The 21,448-nt window shown below is 52.6% G+C and carries 17 protein-coding genes and 7 tRNA genes; 2 read left to right on the top strand and 22 right to left on the bottom strand.

Features of this window, described 5'->3' with window-relative positions; genetic code table 11:
* Positions 1-6 precede the first annotated feature (6 nt).
* Positions 7-2,589 (bottom strand): leucine--tRNA ligase, encoded by a 2,583-nt coding sequence (gene leuS, locus IMQ48_RS08375; protein WP_196208661.1) that lies wholly within the window; start codon positions 2,587-2,589, stop codon positions 7-9.
* Between the two features lie 235 nt (positions 2,590-2,824).
* Here leuS and IMQ48_RS08380 point away from each other — a divergent pair, with 235 nt between their 5' ends.
* Entirely contained in the window at positions 2,825-3,307 is a 483-nt protein-coding gene (locus IMQ48_RS08380) for a zinc ribbon-containing protein (RefSeq protein ID WP_096757892.1), read from the top strand.
* 45 nt (positions 3,308-3,352) lie between these two features.
* Here IMQ48_RS08380 and rihA read toward each other — a convergent pair whose 3' ends face one another.
* From rihA to miaB, 10 genes are all read right to left on the bottom strand, one after another.
* Complete coding sequence (gene rihA, locus IMQ48_RS08385) at positions 3,353-4,288, bottom strand: pyrimidine-specific ribonucleoside hydrolase RihA (RefSeq protein WP_196208662.1); 936 nt, start codon at positions 4,286-4,288, stop codon at positions 3,353-3,355.
* A gap of 116 nt (positions 4,289-4,404) precedes the next feature.
* Positions 4,405-5,130 carry a glutamate/aspartate ABC transporter ATP-binding protein GltL gene (gene gltL / locus IMQ48_RS08390; protein WP_196208663.1) on the bottom strand — a complete coding sequence of 242 codons (726 nt, stop codon included), beginning with the start codon at positions 5,128-5,130 and terminating at the stop codon, positions 4,405-4,407.
* The gene (gene gltK / locus IMQ48_RS08395; protein ID WP_135322684.1) at positions 5,130-5,804 is read right to left on the bottom strand and encodes a glutamate/aspartate ABC transporter permease GltK; all 675 of its coding nucleotides are present in this window, start codon (positions 5,802-5,804) and stop codon (positions 5,130-5,132) included. Before gltK ends, gltL begins: the two co-directional genes overlap by 1 nt.
* Positions 5,804-6,544: a glutamate/aspartate ABC transporter permease GltJ gene (gene gltJ / locus IMQ48_RS08400; protein ID WP_096757888.1), complete on the bottom strand. Its 741-nt coding sequence runs from the start codon at positions 6,542-6,544 to the stop codon at positions 5,804-5,806. The genes gltK and gltJ overlap by 1 nt, the downstream gene beginning before the upstream one ends.
* Positions 6,545-6,832: 288 nt before the next feature.
* Positions 6,833-7,741, bottom strand: a complete 909-nt coding sequence (gltI, locus tag IMQ48_RS08405) for a glutamate/aspartate ABC transporter substrate-binding protein GltI (RefSeq protein WP_196208664.1) — start codon at positions 7,739-7,741, stop codon at positions 6,833-6,835.
* A gap of 397 nt (positions 7,742-8,138) precedes the next feature.
* Entirely contained in the window at positions 8,139-9,677 is a 1,539-nt protein-coding gene (gene lnt / locus IMQ48_RS08410) for an apolipoprotein N-acyltransferase (RefSeq protein ID WP_196208665.1), read from the bottom strand.
* Between the two features lie 24 nt (positions 9,678-9,701).
* Complete coding sequence (gene corC / locus IMQ48_RS08415; RefSeq protein WP_181618902.1) at positions 9,702-10,580, bottom strand: CNNM family magnesium/cobalt transport protein CorC; 879 nt, start codon at positions 10,578-10,580, stop codon at positions 9,702-9,704.
* A gap of 98 nt (positions 10,581-10,678) precedes the next feature.
* On the bottom strand, positions 10,679-11,146 hold the full coding sequence (gene ybeY / locus IMQ48_RS08420; protein ID WP_196208666.1) for an rRNA maturation RNase YbeY: 468 nt from the start codon (positions 11,144-11,146) through the stop codon (positions 10,679-10,681).
* Positions 11,143-12,189, bottom strand: a complete 1,047-nt coding sequence (locus IMQ48_RS08425) for a PhoH family protein (RefSeq protein ID WP_003022776.1) — start codon at positions 12,187-12,189, stop codon at positions 11,143-11,145. The genes ybeY and IMQ48_RS08425 overlap by 4 nt, the downstream gene beginning before the upstream one ends.
* 273 nt (positions 12,190-12,462) lie before the next feature.
* Positions 12,463-13,893, bottom strand: coding sequence for a tRNA (N6-isopentenyl adenosine(37)-C2)-methylthiotransferase MiaB (gene miaB, locus IMQ48_RS08430; protein WP_196208667.1), 1,431 nt, complete (start codon positions 13,891-13,893; stop codon positions 12,463-12,465).
* Between the two features lie 145 nt (positions 13,894-14,038).
* On the opposite strand from miaB, the gene ubiF reads away from it, so the two are divergent.
* A complete protein-coding gene (gene ubiF / locus IMQ48_RS08435) occupies positions 14,039-15,214 on the top strand; it encodes a 3-demethoxyubiquinol 3-hydroxylase (RefSeq protein ID WP_196208668.1) in 1,176 nt (391 codons plus the stop codon).
* A 136-nt stretch (positions 15,215-15,350) separates the two neighbouring features.
* Here the strand turns inward: ubiF and IMQ48_RS08440 are convergent.
* The 11 genes from IMQ48_RS08440 to nagA all read right to left on the bottom strand — a co-directional run bounded on the left by IMQ48_RS08440 (position 15,351) and on the right by nagA (position 21,434).
* Positions 15,351-15,425, bottom strand: a tRNA-Gln gene (locus IMQ48_RS08440).
* Positions 15,426-15,461: 36 nt separating this feature from the next.
* A tRNA-Gln gene (locus tag IMQ48_RS08445) sits at positions 15,462-15,536 on the bottom strand.
* 44 nt (positions 15,537-15,580) lie between these two features.
* Positions 15,581-15,657 (bottom strand) — tRNA-Met (locus IMQ48_RS08450).
* Positions 15,658-15,678: 21 nt separating this feature from the next.
* Positions 15,679-15,753: transfer RNA gene (locus IMQ48_RS08455), tRNA-Gln, on the bottom strand.
* A gap of 36 nt (positions 15,754-15,789) precedes the next feature.
* Positions 15,790-15,864: transfer RNA gene (locus tag IMQ48_RS08460), tRNA-Gln, on the bottom strand.
* A gap of 23 nt (positions 15,865-15,887) precedes the next feature.
* Positions 15,888-15,972, bottom strand: a tRNA-Leu gene (locus tag IMQ48_RS08465).
* An 8-nt stretch (positions 15,973-15,980) separates the two neighbouring features.
* A tRNA-Met gene (locus tag IMQ48_RS08470) sits at positions 15,981-16,057 on the bottom strand.
* A gap of 223 nt (positions 16,058-16,280) precedes the next feature.
* Positions 16,281-17,945, bottom strand: a complete 1,665-nt coding sequence (asnB, locus tag IMQ48_RS08475) for an asparagine synthase B (RefSeq protein WP_196208669.1) — start codon at positions 17,943-17,945, stop codon at positions 16,281-16,283.
* A gap of 253 nt (positions 17,946-18,198) precedes the next feature.
* Positions 18,199-18,951: a ribonucleotide monophosphatase NagD gene (gene nagD, locus IMQ48_RS08480; RefSeq protein ID WP_196208670.1), complete on the bottom strand. Its 753-nt coding sequence runs from the start codon at positions 18,949-18,951 to the stop codon at positions 18,199-18,201.
* A gap of 105 nt (positions 18,952-19,056) precedes the next feature.
* A complete protein-coding gene (locus IMQ48_RS08485) occupies positions 19,057-20,277 on the bottom strand; it encodes an N-acetylglucosamine repressor (protein ID WP_196208671.1) in 1,221 nt (406 codons plus the stop codon).
* 8 nt (positions 20,278-20,285) lie between these two features.
* Positions 20,286-21,434 (bottom strand): N-acetylglucosamine-6-phosphate deacetylase, encoded by a 1,149-nt coding sequence (gene nagA / locus IMQ48_RS08490; RefSeq protein WP_196208672.1) that lies wholly within the window; start codon positions 21,432-21,434, stop codon positions 20,286-20,288.
* Positions 21,435-21,448: the final 14 nt, after the last annotated feature.

The raw sequence follows: 21,448 nt of genomic DNA on the forward strand, positions 1-21,448 counted from the left end.
CCGCGCTTAGCCAACGACCAGATTGAGGAGTTTACCCGGGACATAAATCACTTTACGCACGGTAACGCCATCAAGATATTTTGCCACCAGATGCTCCTGGCCAGCACGCTCACGAACTTGCTCTTCGGTGGCATTTACCGGAACGGTGATTTTACCACGTACTTTACCGTTTACCTGTACCACAACCAGCGTTGAGTCTTCGATCATTGCGCTTTCGTCAGCAACCGGCCACGGTGCGTTGTCGATATCGCCTTCGCCTTTCAACTCCTGCCATAAGGTGAAGCAAACGTGCGGGGTGAATGGGTTGAGCATACGCACAACGGCCAGCAACGCTTCCTGCATCAGGGCGCGATCCTGTTCATCTTCCTGCGACGCTTTTGCCAGCTTGTTCATCAGTTCCATAATTGCCGCAATCGCGGTGTTAAAGGTCTGACGACGGCCGATATCATCGGTCACTTTCGCAATGGTTTTGTGAACATCACGACGCAGCGCTTTTTGATCTTCGTTCAATGCTTCGACGTTCAGGGCGGCAACATCACCTTTGCTGGTGTGTTCGTAAACCAGTTTCCAGACACGTTTCAGGAAGCGGTTTGCCCCTTCTACGCCGGATTCCTGCCATTCCAGGGTCATATCAGCCGGAGAGGCGAACATCATGAACAAACGTACGGTGTCCGCGCCGTAACGCTCAACCATCACCTGCGGGTCGATACCGTTGTTTTTCGACTTGGACATCTTGCTCATGCCGGTATACACCAGTTCATGACCTTCGGCGTCCTGCGCCTTCACGATACGGCCTTTCTCGTCACGTTCAACGATGGCATCAACCGGAGAAACCCAGTTACGCTCGCCGTTTACGCCTACATAGTAGAAGGCATCAGCCAGCACCATACCCTGACACAACAGCTGTTTAGCCGGTTCGTCAGAGTTTACCATGCCCGCGTCGCGCATCAGCTTGTGGAAGAAGCGGAAGTAGAGCAGGTGCATGATGGCGTGCTCAATACCACCAATGTAGATATCAACTGGCAGCCAGTAGTTGGCGGCCTTAGAGTCCAGCATGCCTTCCTGATACTGCGGGCAGGTATAGCGCGCGTAGTACCAGGAAGATTCCATAAAGGTATCAAAGGTGTCGGTTTCACGCAGCGCAGGCATACCGTTAACGGTAGTCTTCGCCCACTCCGGGTCCGCTTTAATCGGGCTGGTAATACCGTCCATGACGACATCTTCTGGCAGAATAACCGGCAGCTGATCTTCTGGGGTTGGCAACACGGTGCCATCTTCCAGCGTGACCATTGGGATTGGAGCGCCCCAGTAACGCTGACGGGAAACACCCCAGTCACGCAGACGGTAGTTAACTTTACGCTCGCCCACGCCTTTTTCGACCAGCTTGTCGGCAATAGCGTTGAAAGCCGCTTCGAAATCGAGACCGTCGAACTCACCAGAATTAAACAGCACGCCTTTCTCGGTTAGTGCCTGCTCAGACAGATCCGGTTCTGAACCGTCCGCTGCCAGGATAACTGGCTTGATGCTCAGACCATATTTGGTTGCGAACTCGTAGTCGCGCTGATCGTGACCCGGCACGGCCATCACGGCACCGGTGCCGTATTCCATCAGCACGAAGTTTGCAGCCCAAACCGGGATCTCTTCACCGGTCAGCGGATGAATCGCTTTAAAGCCAGTGTCGACGCCTTTCTTCTCCATGGTCGCCATTTCAGCTTCGGCAACCTTGGTGTTGCGGCATTCGTCGATGAACGCAGCCAGTTCAGGGTTATTTGCTGCCGCTTTCTGCGCCAGCGGGTGACCGGCGGCAACCGCCAGGTAAGTTGCACCCATAAAGGTGTCCGGGCGGGTGGTGTAAACGGTCAGCGTGTTGTCGTAGCCGTTGACATCAAAGGTGATTTCCACGCCTTCAGAGCGGCCAATCCAGTTGCGCTGCATCGTTTTAACGGTGTCAGGCCAGTGATCAAGACGGTCCAGGTCGCGCAGCAGTTCGTCAGCGTATGCAGTGATTTTAATAAACCACTGTGGGATCTCTTTACGCTCAACTTTAGTGTCGCAGCGCCAGCAGCAGCCGTCGATAACCTGCTCGTTCGCAAGGACCGTCTGGTCGTTAGGGCACCAGTTGACCGCAGAAGTTTTCTTGTACACCAGACCTTTTTTATACAGTTCGGTGAAGAATTTTTGCTCCCAACGGTAATATTCCGGGGTGCAGGTCGCCAGCTCACGGCTCCAGTCATAACCGAAGCCCAGCATCTTGAGCTGGTTTTTCATGTACGCGATGTTGTCGTACGTCCACGGTGCCGGTGCAGTGTTGTTTTTCACTGCAGCGCCTTCAGCTGGCAGGCCGAATGCATCCCAGCCAATCGGCTGCAGAACGTTTTTGCCCAGCATACGCTGATAGCGGGCGATCACGTCACCGATAGTGTAGTTACGTACGTGGCCCATGTGTAGTCGACCAGAAGGATAGGGAAGCATAGACAGGCAGTAATACTTCTCTTTGCTCTCGTCTTCGGTAACTTCAAATGTGCGCTTCTCATCCCAGTGAAGCTGTACTTTGGATTCTATCTCTTCCGGGCGGTATTGCTCTTGCATGGCAGCCAGTGGTCCTGTTTTCAATACAGCTACAAACGTAGCTTTAGATGTGGTGTTTCAGATCCGCATAGCATAGCCCAAACGTCCGCGTCAAAACAGCCTTTCGCGCATTCAGCATTGAATTCCCGCAAGGATAAATATTGCACGAATTTACATACTCTGTGGACAGTCTTGCAAAGCGTAGTGTAAATAACGTCTATTATTATAGACAGTTAACGACCCAGGAGGCGAAGCGATGAACAAGGTTGCTCAATATTACCGTGAACTGGTGACGTCACTTAGCGAACGTCTGCGCAATGGTGAACGCGATATCGATGCGCTGGTGGACCAGGCACGTCAGCGAGTTATGCAGACCGGGGAGTTAACGCGAACCGAGGTAGAGGAACTCACCAGGGCCGTCAGACGCGACCTTGAAGAGTTCGCGCTCAGTTATGAAGAGAGTCTCGATGAGGAGACTGACAGCGTTTTTATGCGGGTTATCAAGGAGAGTATCTGGCAGGAGTTGGCGGATATTACTGATAAAACCCAGCTTGAATGGCGCGAAGTGTTTCAGGATCTGAGTCATCACGGGGTTTATCACAGTGGCGAGGTGGTCGGGCTGGGGAATCTGGTTTGTGAGAAATGCCACTTCCATTTAGCCGTTTATACGCCAGATGTGCTGCCGCTATGCCCGAAATGCGGTCACGATCAATTCCAGCGCAGACCGTTCGAACCGTGATTTTTGTGCCGGATGCGACGTGAAGCGTCTTATCCGGCCTACTCACTACGCGTAAAACTTCAGGCGCTCAGCCAACAGATCGACAAAACCTTGTCGGTCGATATCAACCATAACCGTGGCGTTGGGGTTATTTCCGCTGAGGAAAAAGTAATCCACCACGGTCATGCCTTGCGTGTATTTTCCCTGCGTCTCTACGCCGACCCAGCGTTCAACGGTGGTAAACAGTTCGGGCTTTAGTAGCCAGGCAATAGTGCACGGATCGTGTAGCGGTGCGCCAATGAATCCCCATTTCTCGTCTTTGTGATATTCGAAGAAAAAATCCAGTAACTCAGCGACAATGGTCGCCACAGGATTGCCAATCGCGCGGAATCGCTCGGTATCTTCACGATGAATTTGCGCTTTATGTGTGACGTCCAGCCCGGCCATCACAACTGGAATACCTGACTGAAACACCATCTCTGCCGCTTCGGGATCAACATAAATATTGAATTCTGCGGCCGGCGTCCAGTTTCCCAGACCCATCGCACCGCCCATAATTACGATGCGGGCGATTTTTTCATGCAGTTCGGGATGGCTGTTCAGCAGCAGCGCCACGTTAGTTTGTGGTCCGGTAGACACAATAGTGACAAGTTCAGGGCTTTCGCGCAGGGTTTTCGCCATCAACTCTACGGCGGTACAATTTTGCGGGGCGAAAGCCGGTTCCGGCAGCGCCGGGCCGTCCAGACCGCTCTCACCGTGGACGTTATCGGCGATAATCAGTTCGCGCATCAGGGGCTTTATTGCGCCCCCGGCAACGGGGATATCGCTGCGACCTAAAAGCGTCAGCATACGCAGCACATTACGCAGGGTTTTATTGGGTGTCTGGTTGCCCGCTGACGATGTTATCGCTTTAACATCAAGTTCAGGTGAGGCGAGGGCGAGAACAATTGCAATAGCGTCGTCATGACCTGGATCGCAATCAAACAGGATCGGAAGTGCCATTGTGACTCCTTGTAGATGGGACTTTGTGACAAGGTTAACGCCGGGCTGTATGTGATTCGAGAAGCGAAGAAAGAAAGCGTGATTTGGCGCGCACTTTGATGTGCGCGCCGGGAAGATTAATGCAGTATTTTGGCGAGGAAGTCTTTGGCACGGTCTGATTTCGGATTGGCAAAGAACTCTTCTTTCGGTGAGTCTTCCACAATTTTACCTTCATCCATAAAGATCACCCTGTTCGCCACCTTCCGTGCGAAGCCCATTTCGTGGGTGACCACCATCATGGTCATCCCTTCATTGGCCAACTCGACCATAACGTCCAGGACTTCGTTGATCATTTCTGGATCGAGCGCTGAGGTGGGTTCATCAAACAGCATGGCGATAGGATCCATACATAGTGCCCGGGCAATGGCCACGCGCTGTTGCTGTCCACCGGAAAGCTGAGCCGGAAATTTTTCGGCATGGGCAGATAATCCCACACGTTCAAGCAGCTTTTGTGCTTTCTCGCGCGCGGGTTTTTTATCGCGTTTAAGCACTTTCACCTGGGCCAGAGTCAGGTTTTCGATGATCGACAAATGTGGGAACAGTTCAAAGTGCTGGAAGACCATGCCCACGCGAGAACGCAGTTTGGCCAGATCGGTTTTTTTGTCATTCACCACGGTGCCGTCAACGGTGATCACACCCTGTTGCACAGGCTCCAGGCCGTTTACCGTTTTGATAAGCGTTGATTTACCGGAACCTGACGGACCGCATACCACCACTACTTCACCTTTTTTCACTTCCGTGGAGCAGTCGGTCAACACCTGAAAGTGACCATACCATTTAGAAACATTTTTCAGGGTAATCATTAAACTGTCCTTTTCTTCAAATAGCTGACCAACAACGATGCGCTCAGACTGAATACAAAATAGACGGCGCCAGCGAACAGGATCATCTCGACCTGTGTGCCGTCACGCTCGCCAATGGTGGAGGCGGTACGGAAGAAATCTGCCAGACTTAATACGTAGACCAGCGAGGTATCCTGGAACAGGACGATGCCCTGAGTAAGCAGCAACGGCACCATCGCGCGAAATGCCTGCGGAAGAATAATGAGCTTCATCGACTGCCAGTGGGTCATCCCTAACGCCAGTGCGGCGCTGGACTGTCCGCGGGAAATACTCTGGATCCCGGCTCGGATAATCTCTGAATAGTACGCCGCTTCAAACATCGAAAATGCCACCATCGCTGAGATGAGGCGAATATCAGTTTTCGGCGACAGACCTAATACGTTCTGTAAGAACCCCGGCACAATCAGATAGAACCACAGCAGCACCATGACCAGCGGAATAGAGCGGAATACGTTCACGTAGATCTTCGCAAACCAGGCAATGGGCGCGAAGCTGGACAGACGCATTACCGCAAGGATAGTTCCCCAAACGATGCCAATAATGACCGCCGTAACGGTAATTTTCAGCGTGATGAGCAGCCCGTCCAGCAGATACGGCAGGGAGGGGACAATTGAACTCCAGTCAAATTCGTACATTATTTGCCTCCCAAATTGCCAGGCAGGCGAGTTTTACGTTCAACCAGATTCATCACCAGCATAATAAAGGCGTTAATCAATACGTAGGCAAGAGTGATAGCCGTAAACGACTCCCAGGCGTGGGCAGAATAATCCAGCAGTTTGCCCGCCTGTGCCGCCATATCGACCAGACCGATGGTCGAGGCGATGGCGGAGTTTTTCACCAGGTTCATCATCTCTGACGTCATTGGCGGCACGATCACGCGGTAGGCGTTAGGCAGCAGAACATAGCGATAAGCCTGCGGTAGCGTCAGCCCCATCGCCAGCGCGGCGTTTTTTTGCCCGCGAGGCAGAGACTGAATCGCGGCGCGCACCTGCTCACACACGCGGGCGGCGGTAAACAGCCCCAGGCAGAGCATTGATGAGAGGAAGAACTGGATGTTGGGATCCAACTCCGCCTTGAACCACATGCCGATGTTTTCCGGCAGCAGTTCGGGGATCACCAGATACCAGGTAAAAAACTGGACGATAAGCGGAACGTTACGAAACAGTTCAACATACAACGTGCCAATCCCGGAAAGGAAACGGTTGGGAACGGTGCGTAAGATGCCGAATAAGGAACCGATTAGAAAAGCAATAATCCAGGCGGTGATAGATAACGCGACGGTGACCTGGAAACCACTCCAGAGCCAGCCGAGATAGGTGGTGTTGCCGAACGGGGCTTCCTGTAAAAAAATACCCCAGTTCCAGTCTATAGACATAAATCTACTCCAGAAAAAAAAGGGTAGCAGCGCTACCCTCGAAGATTGTCATTCAGCGTTTTTCGGTTTTCGAGCCTGATGGGGAACGACCATCAGGCTTATAGTCTGTCCGTGCCGAGTAACAATCGAGAGGGAGGAGAAGCCTCCCTGATTACACTTCATCCTTCAAGCTGTCTCATCGTTGGCTGCCTTTACTCATCCCGGTCACTTACTCATGTAAGCTCCCGGGAATTCGCTCAGTTGCCGCCTTGATACAACTTGAAAGATTTTGTGTACTCTTCTAATTAATTAGTTAAGTGCTTTATCATTCGGTTCTTTGAACAGGGCTTTCATCTCGCTCGACAGCTCGAAATTCATGTTCAAATTCTTCGGCGGAATTGGGTTTTTAAACCACTTATCAAACCATTTTTCCGCTTCGCCTGAGGTTTGTGCCTGCGCAATGGTGTCATCCATCAGCTTTTTGAACGCGACGTCGTCTTTACGCAGCATACAACCATACGCTTCCTGAGATTGTGGCTTGCCGACGATCTCCCAGTTGTCCGGTTTCTTCGCCTTCGCACGTTCACCAGCCAGCAGGGCATCATCCATCATAAAGGCGACGGCGCGACCGCTTTCCAGGGTACGGAAAGAGTCACCGTGGTCTTTCGCGCTGATGATGCGCATATCCATTTTTTGTTCTTCGTTGAGCTTATGCAACAACACTTCCGAAGTGGTACCGGAAGTCACAACCACCGCTTTGCCTTTCAGGTCAGCAAAATCTTTGATGTCGCCGCCTTTTTTCGCCAGCAGGCGGGTGCCGACAACGAAAATGGTGTCAGAGAACGCCGCTTGTTTCTGGCGCTCAACGTTGTTGGTGGTGGAACCACACTCAAAGTCGAAGGTGCCGTTTTGCAGCAGCGGGATACGGTTCTGGGAGGTAATCGGAATCAGTTTGACCTGCAGGTCTGGCTTGTTCAGCTTTTTCTTCACGGCCTCAACAATTGCGTTGGAGTAATCCTGTGAATAACCGACCACTTTTTGCTGATTATCGTAGTAGGAGAACGGGACCGAGGATTCACGGTGTCCGACAACGATCACGCCATTTTTAGCGATCTTATCCAGGGTGCTACCTGCCGCAGGGGCGGCATCTTCGGCGTGCGCCAGACCGGCAGACATTCCCATGACCAGCATGGCTGTGGCGAGCTTACGTAATTGCATATCCAACTCCTTTATCGTCTGCGTCAGGGACGCATTGATACCCATTGTGATGTTGTTATTGTTTGCTACTTAAAAGTGCAGTCTTGTATATGTTTGTTAACATTTAGTTTGGATGAATGTAAAGAATTTGCTGTGTTATTGTTTATTTTTGCGAAGTGCGCCGCACCATTTGGGGGCAAAAATATCTTGTTGCACTTTTCAGGTGCTACCTGTGCTCAATGCTGGTGCGACCAGGTTGCACATTCAACCAAAACAGCGTTTGCCTTGTATAACAAAGCAATAGGCGTGCCAGAATGGGGAGGAAAGGGTTTTTGTAGGCCGGATAAGCAAAGCGCTATCCGGCGTGGTGAGGCGTGATTGCCGGATGGCGGCGTACCGCCTTATCCGGCCTACGAATTTAACGGCGACGCTGGCGTAGACTCATGACGATCGCGCCAAAGCCAAACAGTGCGGTAAGCAGCCATAGCGGCCAGTTACCGGTACGCGCATACGGCGTGAGGCCCGTTGTCGGGGTAACGCTGGTGGTTAGTACCTGTCGGGTAAACTGCGGGATCATGGCCTGTACTTCACCTTGTGGGCCAATTACCGCTGTGATGCCATTGTTAGTGCTACGCAACAGCGGACGTGCCAGCTCCAGTGACCGCATGCGTGCCATCTGGAAGTGCTGCCACGGACCAATGGATTTACCAAACCAGGCATCGTTGGAGATGGTCAGCAAATAGTCCGTATCCGGGCGGAAGTTATCCCGTACTTGTTCGCCAAGAATAATTTCGTAGCAGATTGCCGCCGTCAGCTTAAAGCCGTGTGCCTGAAGCTGTGGCTGCACATACGGCCCTCGGCTGAAGGATGACATGGGTAAGTCAAAGAACGGCGCCAGCGGGCGTAGAATCGATTCCAGCGGCACAAATTCACCAAATGGGACGAGGTGGTTTTTGTTGTAGCGATTAGTGGAGTCGTAACTGTATGGACTGTCTTTGCCCAGCGTGATGATGGTGTTGTAGGTATCGTAGCGGTTCTGCTTGTTAAGGCGGGCGTCAACAATACCGGTGATTAGCGTGCTGTTTTTAGATTTTAACAGGTCATCCATCATGCCGAGGAAACGCTGCTGATTGATTTCCAGATCAGGAATAGCGGACTCTGGCCAGATGATCAGCTGCGATTTGCCCATCTCAGGCTGCGTCGCATCAAGGTAAATCTTCAGCGTGTTGATGAGCTGACCTTCATCCCACTTCAGCGACTGCGGAATGTCACCTTGCACCATCGAAACTTGGGTGGTTTTTTCTAGCTCCAGCGTATACCACTGGATGTAGCGCAGTGGGAAGGGCAGTGCAAACAGCACCACGGCAGCAACCAGGGGACGCCAGTTACGTGTGACTAGCGCCAGCGCCAGCAAACCGCTGACCATCATCAACAGGAAGTTTATCGCCTCAACGCCCATTACAGGCGCCAGACCTTTCAGCGGACCGTCGATCTGGCTGTAGCCAAACTGCAGCCACGGGAAGCCGGTCAGCACCCAGCCGCGCAAGAATTCGGTTACCTGCCAGACTACCGGTGCAGCAATCGCCACCCGCAGCCAGCTGGTTTTCGGCCACAGGCGTGACAGAATTCCAGCAAATAAACCTGTGTACAGCGAGAGGTACGCCGCTAGCAATACCACGAGGAATACGTTAACCGGGCCAGGCATACCGCCAAATTGCGCAATGCTGACATAGACCCAGTTGATGCCGGAGCCAAAAAGCCCCATTCCCCAGAAATAGCCGATAGCGGCAGACTGGAGCGGGCGGCGGTTGAGGGTTAACGCCTGCAGACCGATCAGCGAAATAATCGCCGCAGGCCAGATGTCATACGGAGAGAAAGCCAGCGTTCCGCAGGCACCGAATAATAACGCCAGCAGCAGGCGAATGCGCTGGCGTTCAATTAAAGGGGCAAATGCCATGTAGTCTTTGATCCAGTTTCGGGTTTATTCGTCCAGTTTTGGCTGGGGTGAGTCGTCCGGAATTCTGACATGAACCTGAATAATACGACGACTGTCGGCCATGGCGACCTTGAACTGGTAACCATCAATGTCGATAGTCTCTCCACGTGCGGGCAGATGACCAAAGGCCTGCATCACCAAACCACCAATGGTATCGACTTCTTCGTCGCTAAAGTGGGTGCCGAAGGCTTCGTTGAAGTCTTCAATCGGCGCCAGCGCGCGAATGGTCCAGGTGTGGCGGCTGAGCTGACGGAAATCGATATCGTCTTCTTCGTCGTACTCGTCTTCGATTTCACCGACGATCAGTTCAAGAATGTCCTCAATGGTCACCAGACCCGAGACACCGCCGAACTCGTCGATAACGATAGCCATATGGTACCGCTGAGAGCGGAACTCTTTCAGCATGCGGTCAACACGCTTGCTCTCAGGTACGACAACTGCCTGGCGTAACACTTTTTCCATGCTGAAGGCTTCGGCATCGCTGCGCATAAACGGCAGCAAATCTTTCGCCATCAGAATCCCTTCAATGTGATCTTTGTCTTCGCTGATCACCGGGAAACGCGAGTGGGCGGACTCGATGATGACATCAAGGCATTCGTCCAGGGTCTGGTTGCGTTTCAGGGTGATCATCTGGGAACGGGGGATCATGATGTCGCGAACGCGCTGGTCCGCAATGTCCATCACCCCTTCGAGCATATCGCGCGTATCTTCATCGATAAGGTCGTTTTGCCCGGAATCACGGATCAGCTCCAACAGTTCGTCGCGGTTTTTTGGTTCACCGTGGAAAAGTTGGCTCAGTAACAGGGAAAAAAATCCCTTTTTGCTGTGTAAGGTGTCACTACTGTGTGAATTGTCGTCGCTCATGGCGTCGTATGGGTTCTCATGTTAGTTAATAGGTTGCTCAAGGCACGTAAACTCAGTGCCCGGCGTCGAAATCTGCGGCCGGCTGTACCGGCAGCAGGTTATTCCTTCTCGGCAATGTACGGATCCTCATAGCCCAGAGCAAGCATAATCTCTGTTTCGAGGGATTCCATTTCTTCTGCTTCGTCGTCTTCGATATGGTCGTAGCCCAAGAGATGCAGGCTACCGTGTACCACCATGTGCGCCCAGTGGGCTTCAAGGGGCTTACCTTGCTCCAGAGCTTCCTTTTCAACCACCTGACGGCAGATGACCAGATCGCCCAGCAGTGGCAGTTCGATGCCTGGCGGAGCTTCAAACGGGAAGGACAGCACGTTGGTTGATTTGTCTTTCCCGCGATAGGTCAGGTTCAGTTCGTGGCTTTCAGCATCATCGACCAGGCGAATAGTAACCTCTGACTCTGCCTGAAACTGCGGGATCACCGCATCCAGCCATGCCTGAAACTGGCGCTCATCCGGTAAACCGGCGTTATCTTCACATGCCAGCTGTAAATCGAGAATAACCTGACTCATTTTTGTTCCTGCTCCTGGGCTTCACGCTTACGTTCCGCTGCCTGTTCGGCTTTACGTTTCTGTTCTGCTTCTTCCCAGGCTTCATACGCCGTCACGATACGGGCAACCACCGGGTGGCGTACCACGTCTTCGCTATGGAAGAAATTAAAGCTAATTTCGTCAACCTCAGCCAGCACTTCGATAGCATGCCGTAGGCCGGATTTGGTGCTGCGCGGTAGGTCAATCTGGGTGATGTCGCCCGTGATAACCGCTTTGGAGTTGAAACCAATACGGGTCAGAAACATCTTCATCTGTTCGATGGTGGTGTTCTGGCTTTCATCAAGGATGATGAACGCATCGTTCAGCGTACGGCCTCGCATATAGGCCAGCGGGGCGACCTCAATAACGTTACGCTCAATAAGTTTCTCGACCTTCTCAAAGCCGAGCATTTCGAACAGCGCGTCATACAGCGGTCGTAAATAGGGATCGACTTTCTGGCTAAGATCGCCTGGCAGGAAGCCCAGTTTTTCACCGGCTTCAACCGCCGGACGGGTCAGCAGAATACGGCGGATCTCCTGGCGTTCAAGCGCATCGACCGCGGCGGCTACCGCCAGGTAGGTTTTACCCGTACCTGCAGGGCCGACGCCGAAGGTGATGTCGTGGTCGAGAATATTGGCGATGTACTGCGCCTGATTCGGCGTACGCGGTTTGATCACGCCACGCTTAGTTTTGATATTCACCGCTTTGCCAAACTCAGGCACGCTATCTGCGCTCTGCTCAAGCACACGCGCTTCTTTAATTGCCAGGTGAATTTGTTCCGGCTCAATGTCCTGCGTCTGGCCGCGCATTGGGGCGGTATCGACATACAGGCTACGTAAAATATCTGCCGCAGCGGTGACGCAAATCGGGCGACCGGTCAGCTTAAAGTGGTTGTCGCGGCGGTTAATTTCGATGCCGAGGCGACGTTCCAGCTGTTTGATGTTGTCATCAAAAGGACCGCAGAGGCTCAACAGGCGGGCATTGTCTGCGGGTTCAAGGGTAATTTCGCGAGTGTCTATGTTCAAACCGTTCCTCTTATGCAGATATCGCCGGACGTTGAACATTTACCGGCATGTAGGGAAATTATTCACGCCACAGGGAAAAGGCGCAAGCATTGCGATAAATATGGGGGTGTAGGAAGGAAATACAAGACCCTCCCCGTCATACTTCAAGCCGCAGAGGCGTTGCCTGTACTCGCGCACCCCAGTCACATAGTTATCTATGCTCCTGGGGATTTGCTCGTTTATCGCCTTTCTGCAACTCGAATTATTCAGGGGATAGAGGAGGGGTTATGGTAATTACGGCTGATAAATGCCGACACCCAGATCGTTCTCCTTGCGGGTACGCGCAATGACCGACTCCGGACTTTCCGCGATGCGCAGGCCCATTTCGTCCTCGGTACGCACGACTTTGCCGCGTAGAGAGTTAGTCCAAACGTCGGTAATTTCAACATCCACAAACTTACCGACCATATCCGGGGAACCTTCAAAGTTCACCACGCGGTTATTTTCGGTACGACCCGACAGCTCCATCACGCTTTTACGCGACGTGCCTTCGACCAGAATGCGTTGGACAGTGCCGAGCATACGACGGCTCCAGGCCGTAGCCTGCTGGTTGATGCGATCCTGCAGGATATACAGACGCTGTTTTTTCTCTTCTTCCGGGACGTCGTCAACCATATCGGCGGCTGGCGTGCCAGGGCGGGCAGAGAAGATAAAACTGTAGCTCATGTCGAAATTGACATCGGCAATCAGCTTCATGGTCTGCTCGAAATCTTGCGTGGTTTCGCCAGGGAAGCCCACGATGAAGTCGGAGCTAATCTGGATATCCGGGCGCGCAGCGCGCAGTTTGCGGATGATCGCTTTGTATTCCAGCGCAGTATGGGTACGTCCCATCAGGTTCAGTACGCGATCTGAACCGCTCTGTACCGGCAGGTGCAGGAAGCTCACCAGTTCTGGGGTATCGCGATAAACTTCAACGATATCGTCGGTGAACTCAATCGGATGACTGGTGGTAAAGCGAATACGGTCAATGCCGTCGATCGCAGCCACCAGACGCAGTAAATCCGCGAACGAGCCGGTTGTGCCGTCGTAGTTCTCACCGCGCCAGGCGTTAACGTTTTGTCCTAGCAGGTTGACTTCTCGTACACCCTGCGCCGCAAGCTGGGCGATTTCAAACAAGATATCGTCCGCCGGACGGCTGACTTCTTCACCACGGGTGTAAGGCACCACGCAGTAAGTACAGTATTTGTTGCAACCTTCCATTATGGACACAAACGCGCTTGGACCTTCAGCACGCGGCTCCGGCAGGCGGTCGAATTTTTCGATTTCCGGGAAACTGATGTCCACCACCGGGCTACGCTTAACGCTGCCGCGAACCTTGTTGATCATCTCCGGCAGGCGGTGCAGGGTTTGTGGCCCAAAAATAATGTCAACGTAGTGTGCGCGTTGACGAATATGATCGCCTTCCTGAGAGGCGACACAGCCACCCACGCCGATAATCAGATCCGGGTTTTTCTCTTTTAAGAGTTTCCAGCGACCTAACTGATGGAAAACTTTTTCCTGAGCCTTCTCGCGAATTGAGCAGGTATTCAGCAGCAGCACATCCGCTTCTTCCGCCACGTCGGTCAGTTGATACCCGTGGGTGGCATCCAGCAGATCGGCCATCTTCGATGAATCGTATTCGTTCATCTGACAGCCCCAGGTTTTAATATGGAGTTTTTTAGTCATCGACTTGCTCTTGCGAAATTGTGGCTGAAATGCAGGGCGCATAGTGTACTGCGTTGGCGCGGTTGTGACCAGTATGACGGATGTCAGCCTCAAGGGGTAAAAAATCCTGTAAACTTACACAATACATGTAACAGGATGATTGACCATGACAAATCAACCAACGGAAATTGCCATTGTCGGCGGGGGGATGGTCGGCGGCGCGCTGGCGCTTGGACTGGCGCAGCATGGATTTACAGTGACGGTAATTGAACATGCCGTGCCTGCGCCGTTTGTGGCTGACAGTCAGCCTGATATCCGTATTTCAGCCATTAGTTCCGCTTCTGCATCTTTGCTGAAAGGGCTGGGCGTCTGGGACGCGGTGCAGGGCATGCGCACTCATCCGTATCGTCGTCTGGAAACCTGGGAGTGGGAGAATGCCCACGTGGTGTTTGACGCCGCTGAACTAAAGCTGCCCTTGCTGGGCTATATGGTGGAAAACACCGTCCTGCAACAAGCGTTGTGGCAGGCGCTGGAAGCGCATCCCAAAGTGACTCTGCGGGTGCCGGCCTCACTGATTTCTCTGCATCAACATAATGATCGGCATGAGCTTGAACTGGCCGGTGGTGAAAAGATAACTGCAAAACTGGTGATTGGTGCTGATGGCGCGAATTCTCAGGTGCGTCAAATGGCCGGGATTGGCATTCATGCCTGGCAGTACGCGCAATCCTGTATGCTGATTACCGTGCAATGTGAGAATTCGCCGGGAGACAGCACCTGGCAGCAGTTTACCCCTGACGGGCCGCGTGCGTTTTTACCGCTGTTCGATAACTGGGCTTCGCTGGTGTGGTATGACTCTCCGGCACGCATCCGCCAGTTGCAGAGTCTCGATATGGCGCAACTCCAGGTGGAGATCGCTAAATATTTCCCTTCACGTCTGGGCTATGTTACGCCTGTTGCCGCAGGAGCGTTTCCCCTTACTCGCCGCCACGCGTTGCAGTACGTTCAGCCTGGGTTAGCGCTGGTGGGCGATGCCGCACACACCATTCATCCGCTTGCCGGGCAGGGGGTGAATCTGGGGTACCGTGATGTTGATGCGTTGATAGATGTGCTGGTGAATGCCCGCAGCTACGGTGAATCCTGGGCCAGCCAACGGGTACTGAAGCGCTATCAGAACCGCCGGATGACCGACAACTTCATCATGCAAAGTGGGATGGATTTATTCTACGCTGGATTTAGCAACAACCTGCAGCCTCTGCGTATTATGCGCAATCTTGGCCTGATGGCTGCCGAGCGCGCAGGCGTGCTGAAACGTCAGGCGCTGAAGTATGCGTTAGGGTTGTAGCTCAAGTGGTGCCTGATGGCGCTGCGCTTATCAGGCCTACGCGTCATGTAGGCCGGGTAAGGCTTACCGCCACCCGGCAAAGTAGTTTACTGGTAACGGAAAAGCAAAAAGCCCGCCGAAGCGAGCTTTTCTTAAATGGCTGGGGTACGAGGATTCGAACCTCGGAATGCTGGTATCAGAAACCAGAGCCTTACCGCTTGGCGATACCCCAACGGGCGCACCCACAGAGTGGACGACTTTTTGAAATTGGCTGGGGTACGAGGATTCGAACCTCGGAATGCTGGTATCAGAAACCAGAGCCTTACCGCTTGGCGATACCCCAACAATTTTTTGGATTAACCGAACTAAATCGATACATCCTTAATATGGTGGCTACGACGGGATTCGAACCTGTGACCCCATCATTATGAGTGATGTGCTCTAACCAACTGAGCTACGTAGCCAAATACTATCATATTCTTCGATGGCTGGGGTACCTGGATTCGAACCAGGGAATGCCGGTATCAAAAACCGGTGCCTTACCGCTTGGCGATACCCCAATGACCGTTGCGGTGAACCGCTATATCGAAGAAAAATGGCTGGGGTACCTGGATTCGAACCAGGGAATGCCGGTATCAAAAACCGGTGCCTTACCGCTTGGCGATACCCCATCCGTGCAACGCTTTCGGGTGAATGGTGCGGGAGGCGAGACTTGAACTCGCACACCTTGCGGCGCCAGAACCTAAATCTGGTGCGTCTACCAATTTCGCCACTCCCGCAAAAAAGATGGTGGCTACGACGGGATTCGAACCTGTGACCCCATCATTATGAGTGATGTGCTCTAACCAACTGAGCTACGTAGCCATCTTTTTTTCGCGTTACCTTATCGGCGTTGCGGGGCGCATTATGCGTATTGAGCCTTGAAGCGTCAACCCCTTTTTCATTGAAAATAGCTGGAATGTGACTGTTTGGTTAGGTTGCGAACAGCGTGACGCAATATTCGGCAATTATTAGTTATTAATTGTTTTTCCGTGCGTAAAACCGACATAAAAAAAGAGCCCCGTAGGGCTCTTGGCTGATGATGGGGTTACTTATAAGCCGACTGGTGCACACCAACCGCACGGCCTGATGGATCGTTCATGGTTTTGAAGGCTTCATCCCATTCGATGGCTTTGGCAGAAGAACAGGCGACGGACGGGCCACCCGGCACACACTCGGCGGCGCTGGCCACCGGGAACAACTCTTCGAAAATCTGACGGTACAAATACGCTTCTTTAGACGATGGGGTATTGTACGGGAAGCGGAAGCTGGCGGTTTCCAGTTGTTGATCGGAAACGTGCTCTGCCGCCACTTCTTTCAGCGTGTCGATCCAGCTATAACCGACGCCGTCAGAGAACTGCTCTTTCTGACGCCATGCAATGCTGGCCGGCAGGTAGGATTCAAAACATTCGCGCAGGACATGTTTTTCCATCTTCCCGTTACCGCACATTTTATCCTGTGGGTTGATGCGCATCGCGACATCGAGGAATTTCTTATCGAGGAAAGGTACGCGGGCTTCAACGCCCCACGCCGACATAGCTTTGTTGGCACGGGCGCAGTCGAACATATGCAGTGCCTGCAGTTTACGTACCGTTTCTTCGTGCAGCTCTTTTGCGTCTGGCGCTTTGTGGAAATAGAGGTAGCCGCCAAATACTTCATCGGACCCTTCACCCGACAGCACCATTTTAATGCCCATCGCTTTAATTTTACGTGACATTAAGTACATCGGCGTGGAGGCGCGGATGGTGGTGACATCATAGGTTTCAATGTGATAAATCACATCGCGGATGGCATCCAGGCCTTCCTGCACGGTGAAATGGATCTCGTGGTGTACGGTTCCCAGATGGTTGGCGACTTCCTGCGCGGCTTTCAGATCCGGTGCACCTTTCAGGCCCACGGCGAAGGAGTGCAGTTGCGGCCACCAGGCTTCACTGCGCTCTTGATCTTCAACACGGCGCGCTGCGTATTTTTTGGTGATGGCGGAAATCACGGAGGAGTCCAGACCACCGGACAGCAGCACACCATAAGGAACATCTGACATCAGGTGGCTTTTAACCGCGTCTTCCAGCGCCTGACGCAGTTCATCTTTATCCGTCACATTGTCTTTTACCGCGTCGTATTCGAACCAGTCGCGCTGATAGTACTGACGGATTTCTCCGTCTTTGCTCCACAGGTAGCTACCGGCCGGGAATTCTTTAATGGTGCGGCAAACCGGGACCAGCGCTTTCATTTCAGACGCCACGTACAGGTTGCCGTGTTCGTCATGGCCCATGTACAGCGGGATGATCCCGATGTGATCGCGGCCAATCAGATATGCATCCTGCTCGCTGTCGTACAGTGCGAAGGCGAACATGCCCTGCAGGTCGTCAAGAAAGTCAGGCCCTTTTTCCTGATACAGAGCAAGGATAACTTCGCAGTCGGAACCGGTCTGGAACTGATAGCGATCGCCGTATTCAGCACGTAACGCCTGATGGTTATAAATCTCGCCGTTTACTGCCAGGATATGCGTCTTTTTCACGTTGTACAGCGGCTGGGCACCGGCGTTGACGTCGACAATGGACAGACGTTCATGTGCCAGAATCGCGTTATCACTGGCGTAAATGCCCGACCAGTCCGGGCCGCGGTGACGCATCAGACGAGACAGTTCGAGGGCTTTTTTACGCAGTTCAACTGCGTCAGTTTTAATATCGAATACGCCAAAAATAGAACACATAACCTTCTCCGTTAACCCGTTGCGTGATGCTTTTTATGTTTGCTTAATAAAGAAAATGCCGCAAAGCCGCAGGGGGCGCAAGGAGTTTGGCGAACTGAAAAGAAAAAACTCAATGATGATTGTTGAATGATGAAAAAAGATTACACAATGAGCGTGTTTATTGATGAATCTTCAATAAAATGGCGGTTTTATTAGATGGGGTTCTTTTGTGTGCCGGCTAACGCATTCTTATGGCTATCCGGCACAACGTGGCTTAAATAACATCTATTTCGGCAACGGATGGGTAGATCCAGCTTGGTCGGAACGGCATGCTGTCGATATCATCCAGCGTGGAGACGCCAGACAGTACCAGAATGGTTTCAAGACCAGCCTGGAAGCCCGCCAGAATATCGGTACGCAGGTTGTCGCCAACAATAACGGTCTCTTCCGAGTGCGCCTGCATTTTGTTGAGCGCCGCGCGGATAATCCACGGGCTGGGTTTACCCACATAAAAAGGTTTACGGCCCGAGATCTTCTCGATACCGGCGCACAGCGCACCGCAGGCAGGATAAAAACCGCGGCCGTGCGTATCCGGGTTGGTGGCAATGAAACGTGCGCCATTGGCCACAAAGTATGCTGCTTTATGCATCATGTCCCAGTTGTAGGAGCGGGTCTCTCCGACAATCACAAAATCAGGGTTAACGTCGGTAATGGTAAAACCCGCTTTGTACAGTTCGTGGATCAGCGCGCCTTCACCGACGACGTAGGCTTTTTTCCCTTCCTGGCGACGCAGAAAATCGGCGGTAGCCATGGCGGAAGTATAAAAAACGCTGTCGGGCACATTCACACCTGCGGTGGCGAAGCGGTTCGCCAGATCCTGCCCGGTCTGCGAAGGGTAGTTAGTTAGCAGGACTAACGGCAAGCCCTTTTCCAGCACGCCGGTCAAAAATTCTGCCGCACCCGGTACAGCAACATTGTCGTGCATCAGCACGCCGTCGATATCACAAATTACATTCTTAATGGTCATGGACAATCCGACATCAAAAAAAAGAAGGCGTTACTATACACAAAATACACTCAATCATTCGAGTTGCCTCAACTAACGCAGAGGCAACTTGAAGGGTGAGGTGTATTAGCTTTCCAGCAAACGTTGCAGCAATGTGCCGTTGAGCATCGCGCGTTTCACCAGTGCAAAGGCACCAATAGCGGAGCGGTGGTCCAGGGTGGAGCGAACCACGGGCAAATTATGGCGAAATGCCTTCAACGCCTGGGCATTAATGCAGCTTTCTATCGCCGGAAGCAGGACTTTATCTGCCTCAGTAATTTCACCGGCAATAACAATTTTTTGCGGGTTAAATAGGTTAATGGCGATAGCAATGGTTTTACCCAGATGGCGACCCACGTGCTCAATGACTTCTGACGCCAGGTTATCGCCTTTGTTAGCCGCCTTACAGATGGCTTTGATACTGCAATCATCCAGCGTCAGTCGGCTCGGATAGCCCTGCTTGAGTAAATTCTGGACGCGATGTTCAATGGACGCGTTGGCCGCGATGGTTTCCAGGCAGCCAAAATTACCGCAGTGGCAGCGCTCACCCAATGGCTCGACCTGAATATGACCAATCTCGCCAACGTTACCGTTACGACCAATAAAAATGCGGCCATTGGAGATGATCCCAGCACCGGTCCCGCGATGTACCCGCACCAGAATGGAGTCTTCGCAGTCCTGACTTGCCCCAAAATAGTGCTCGGCAAGAGCCAGACTACGGATATCGTGACCGACAAAGCAGGTCACCTGAAAACGTTTTTCCAGCGCCTCGACCAGCCCCCAGTTTTCAACCTGAATATGCGGCATATAACGAATGACCCCGCTTTCCGGGTCAACCAGACCAGGCAGAATAACGGAGATGGCAATCAGTTCACGGATTTTCCGCTGGCAGCTGTCAATAAAGGTGGCAATGGTATTGAGCAGCGCATATTCCAGTGTTTCCTGGGTACGCTCAGGCAGAGGGTAATGCTCTTCAGCGACGGCTTTGCTGCTCATATCATACAGCGTTAGCGTGGTGTCATGACGACCCAAACGTACGCCAATAGCGTGGAAATTGCGGGTTTCGGTGACGATAGAGATAGCGCGGCGGCCCCCGGTGGAGGCCTGCTGATCCACTTCTTTGATCAGCCCGCGTTCAATAAGCTGACGCGTAATTTTGGTTACGCTGGCAGGAGCAAGCTGGCTCTGTTCGGCAATCTGAATGCGCGAGATTGGCCCATGCTGGTCAATCAGGCGATAAACTGCCGCGCTGTTAAGCTGTTTTACGAGATCAACATTACCTATTTGAGCTTGTCCGCCTGGTGTCATTCTTTCTCTTACTCTGTGACGACCTCGTTGCCATTAACGATGGTCTTGATAATTTTAAAGTCGTGCGTGAACGCGGTCAGATTGGCGACTTTGCCAGGGGCGATACTGCCGAATTGCTTGTCCACACCGATAGCGCGAGCAGGGTAGAGTGTTGCCATACGCAGCACTTCATCCAGCGCAATGCCACAATGTTCAACCAGATTACGTACACCTTCAATCATGGTTAATGACGAGCCGCTCAGGGTACCGTTCTCATCCACACACAGTCCATCGCGGTAGTATATTGTTTTACCAGCGAAAATGAACTGTTCAATATTTGCACCTGCCGGCGCGGTGGCGTCGGTTACCAGGCACAGTTTGTCACCTTTCAGGCGTTTGGCGTTACGGATGTTAACGTAGTCAACGTGCAGACCATCGGCGATGATACCGCAGTAAATATCGGCTTCATCAAGAATGGCGCCAGCCAGACCCGGTTCGCGGCCAGTAATGTAAGGCATGGCGTTGAACAGGTGCGTTGCAAAGGTAATGCCCGCGCGGAAACCGATTTTGGCTTCTTTTACCGTCGCGTTAGAGTGACCCGCAGAAACCACAATACCGGCATTGACCAGTCGGGTGATCACGTCGACTGGGACCATTTCTGGCGCCAGCGTGACTTTGGTGATCACATCGGCATTATCGCACAGGAAATCGACCAGCGCAGCGTCAGGTTGACGGACAAAACTCGGGTTATGGGTGCCTTTTTTCACCAGATTCAGCCACGGACCTTCGAGATGAAGCCCTAATGCCTGATTCGGGTGCTTCGCCAGGTATTCGCGCATCACGCGAACGCCTTGTTTCATCAGCTCATCGCTGGTGGTGATAAGCGTTGGCAGGTAGTTAGTGCAGCCCGATCTCTCATTGGCTTTCTGCATGATTTCCAGCGTTTCAACGCTGACAGCTTCTGCCGTATCGTTGAACTGTACGCCGCCGCAGCCGTTTAACTGCACATCAATAAAACCGGGGGAAAGAATGGCCCCATTCAGTGAGCGTTGTTCAATCTCCGGCGGTAATTCAGCCAGTGGGCAAACGCTGGCTATCAGGCCATCAGCGACAACAATCGCATGGTCATCAAGAATTTCGTGACCGGTAAAGATCCGGCCCTGGGTTAAAGCATACATTCCGACCCCCGATT

It is taken from the genome of Citrobacter sp. Res13-Sevr-PEB04-36 (genome assembly GCF_015672735.1).
In the GTDB taxonomy this organism is placed as follows: Bacteria; Pseudomonadota; Gammaproteobacteria; order Enterobacterales; family Enterobacteriaceae; genus Citrobacter.

Bases quoted from the DNA above. Each gene is read 5' to 3' on its own strand.
- gltL (WP_196208663.1), bottom strand. From the start codon at position 5,130: ATGATTACCCTGAAAAATGTTTCTAAATGGTATGGTCACTTTCAGGTG.
- gltK (WP_135322684.1), bottom strand. From the start codon at position 5,804: ATGTACGAATTTGACTGGAGTTCAATTGTCCCCTCCCTGCCGTATCTG.
- miaB (WP_196208667.1), bottom strand. From the start codon at position 13,893: ATGACTAAAAAACTCCATATTAAAACCTGGGGCTGTCAGATGAACGAA.
- nagA (WP_196208672.1), bottom strand. From the start codon at position 21,434: ATGTATGCTTTAACCCAGGGCCGGATCTTTACCGGTCACGAAATTCTT.
- gltJ (WP_096757888.1), bottom strand. From the start codon at position 6,544: ATGTCTATAGACTGGAACTGGGGTATTTTTTTACAGGAAGCCCCGTTC.
- ybeY (WP_196208666.1), bottom strand. From the start codon at position 11,146: ATGAGTCAGGTTATTCTCGATTTACAGCTGGCATGTGAAGATAACGCC.
- asnB (WP_196208669.1), bottom strand. From the start codon at position 17,945: ATGTGTTCTATTTTTGGCGTATTCGATATTAAAACTGACGCAGTTGAA.
- ubiF (WP_196208668.1), top strand. From the start codon at position 14,039: ATGACAAATCAACCAACGGAAATTGCCATTGTCGGCGGGGGGATGGTC.
- nagD (WP_196208670.1), bottom strand. From the start codon at position 18,951: ATGACCATTAAGAATGTAATTTGTGATATCGACGGCGTGCTGATGCAC.
- gltI (WP_196208664.1), bottom strand. From the start codon at position 7,741: ATGCAATTACGTAAGCTCGCCACAGCCATGCTGGTCATGGGAATGTCT.
- IMQ48_RS08380 (WP_096757892.1), top strand. From the start codon at position 2,825: ATGAACAAGGTTGCTCAATATTACCGTGAACTGGTGACGTCACTTAGC.
- corC (WP_181618902.1), bottom strand. From the start codon at position 10,580: ATGAGCGACGACAATTCACACAGTAGTGACACCTTACACAGCAAAAAG.
- IMQ48_RS08485 (WP_196208671.1), bottom strand. From the start codon at position 20,277: ATGACACCAGGCGGACAAGCTCAAATAGGTAATGTTGATCTCGTAAAA.
- leuS (WP_196208661.1), bottom strand. From the start codon at position 2,589: ATGCAAGAGCAATACCGCCCGGAAGAGATAGAATCCAAAGTACAGCTT.
- rihA (WP_196208662.1), bottom strand. From the start codon at position 4,288: ATGGCACTTCCGATCCTGTTTGATTGCGATCCAGGTCATGACGACGCT.
- lnt (WP_196208665.1), bottom strand. From the start codon at position 9,677: ATGGCATTTGCCCCTTTAATTGAACGCCAGCGCATTCGCCTGCTGCTG.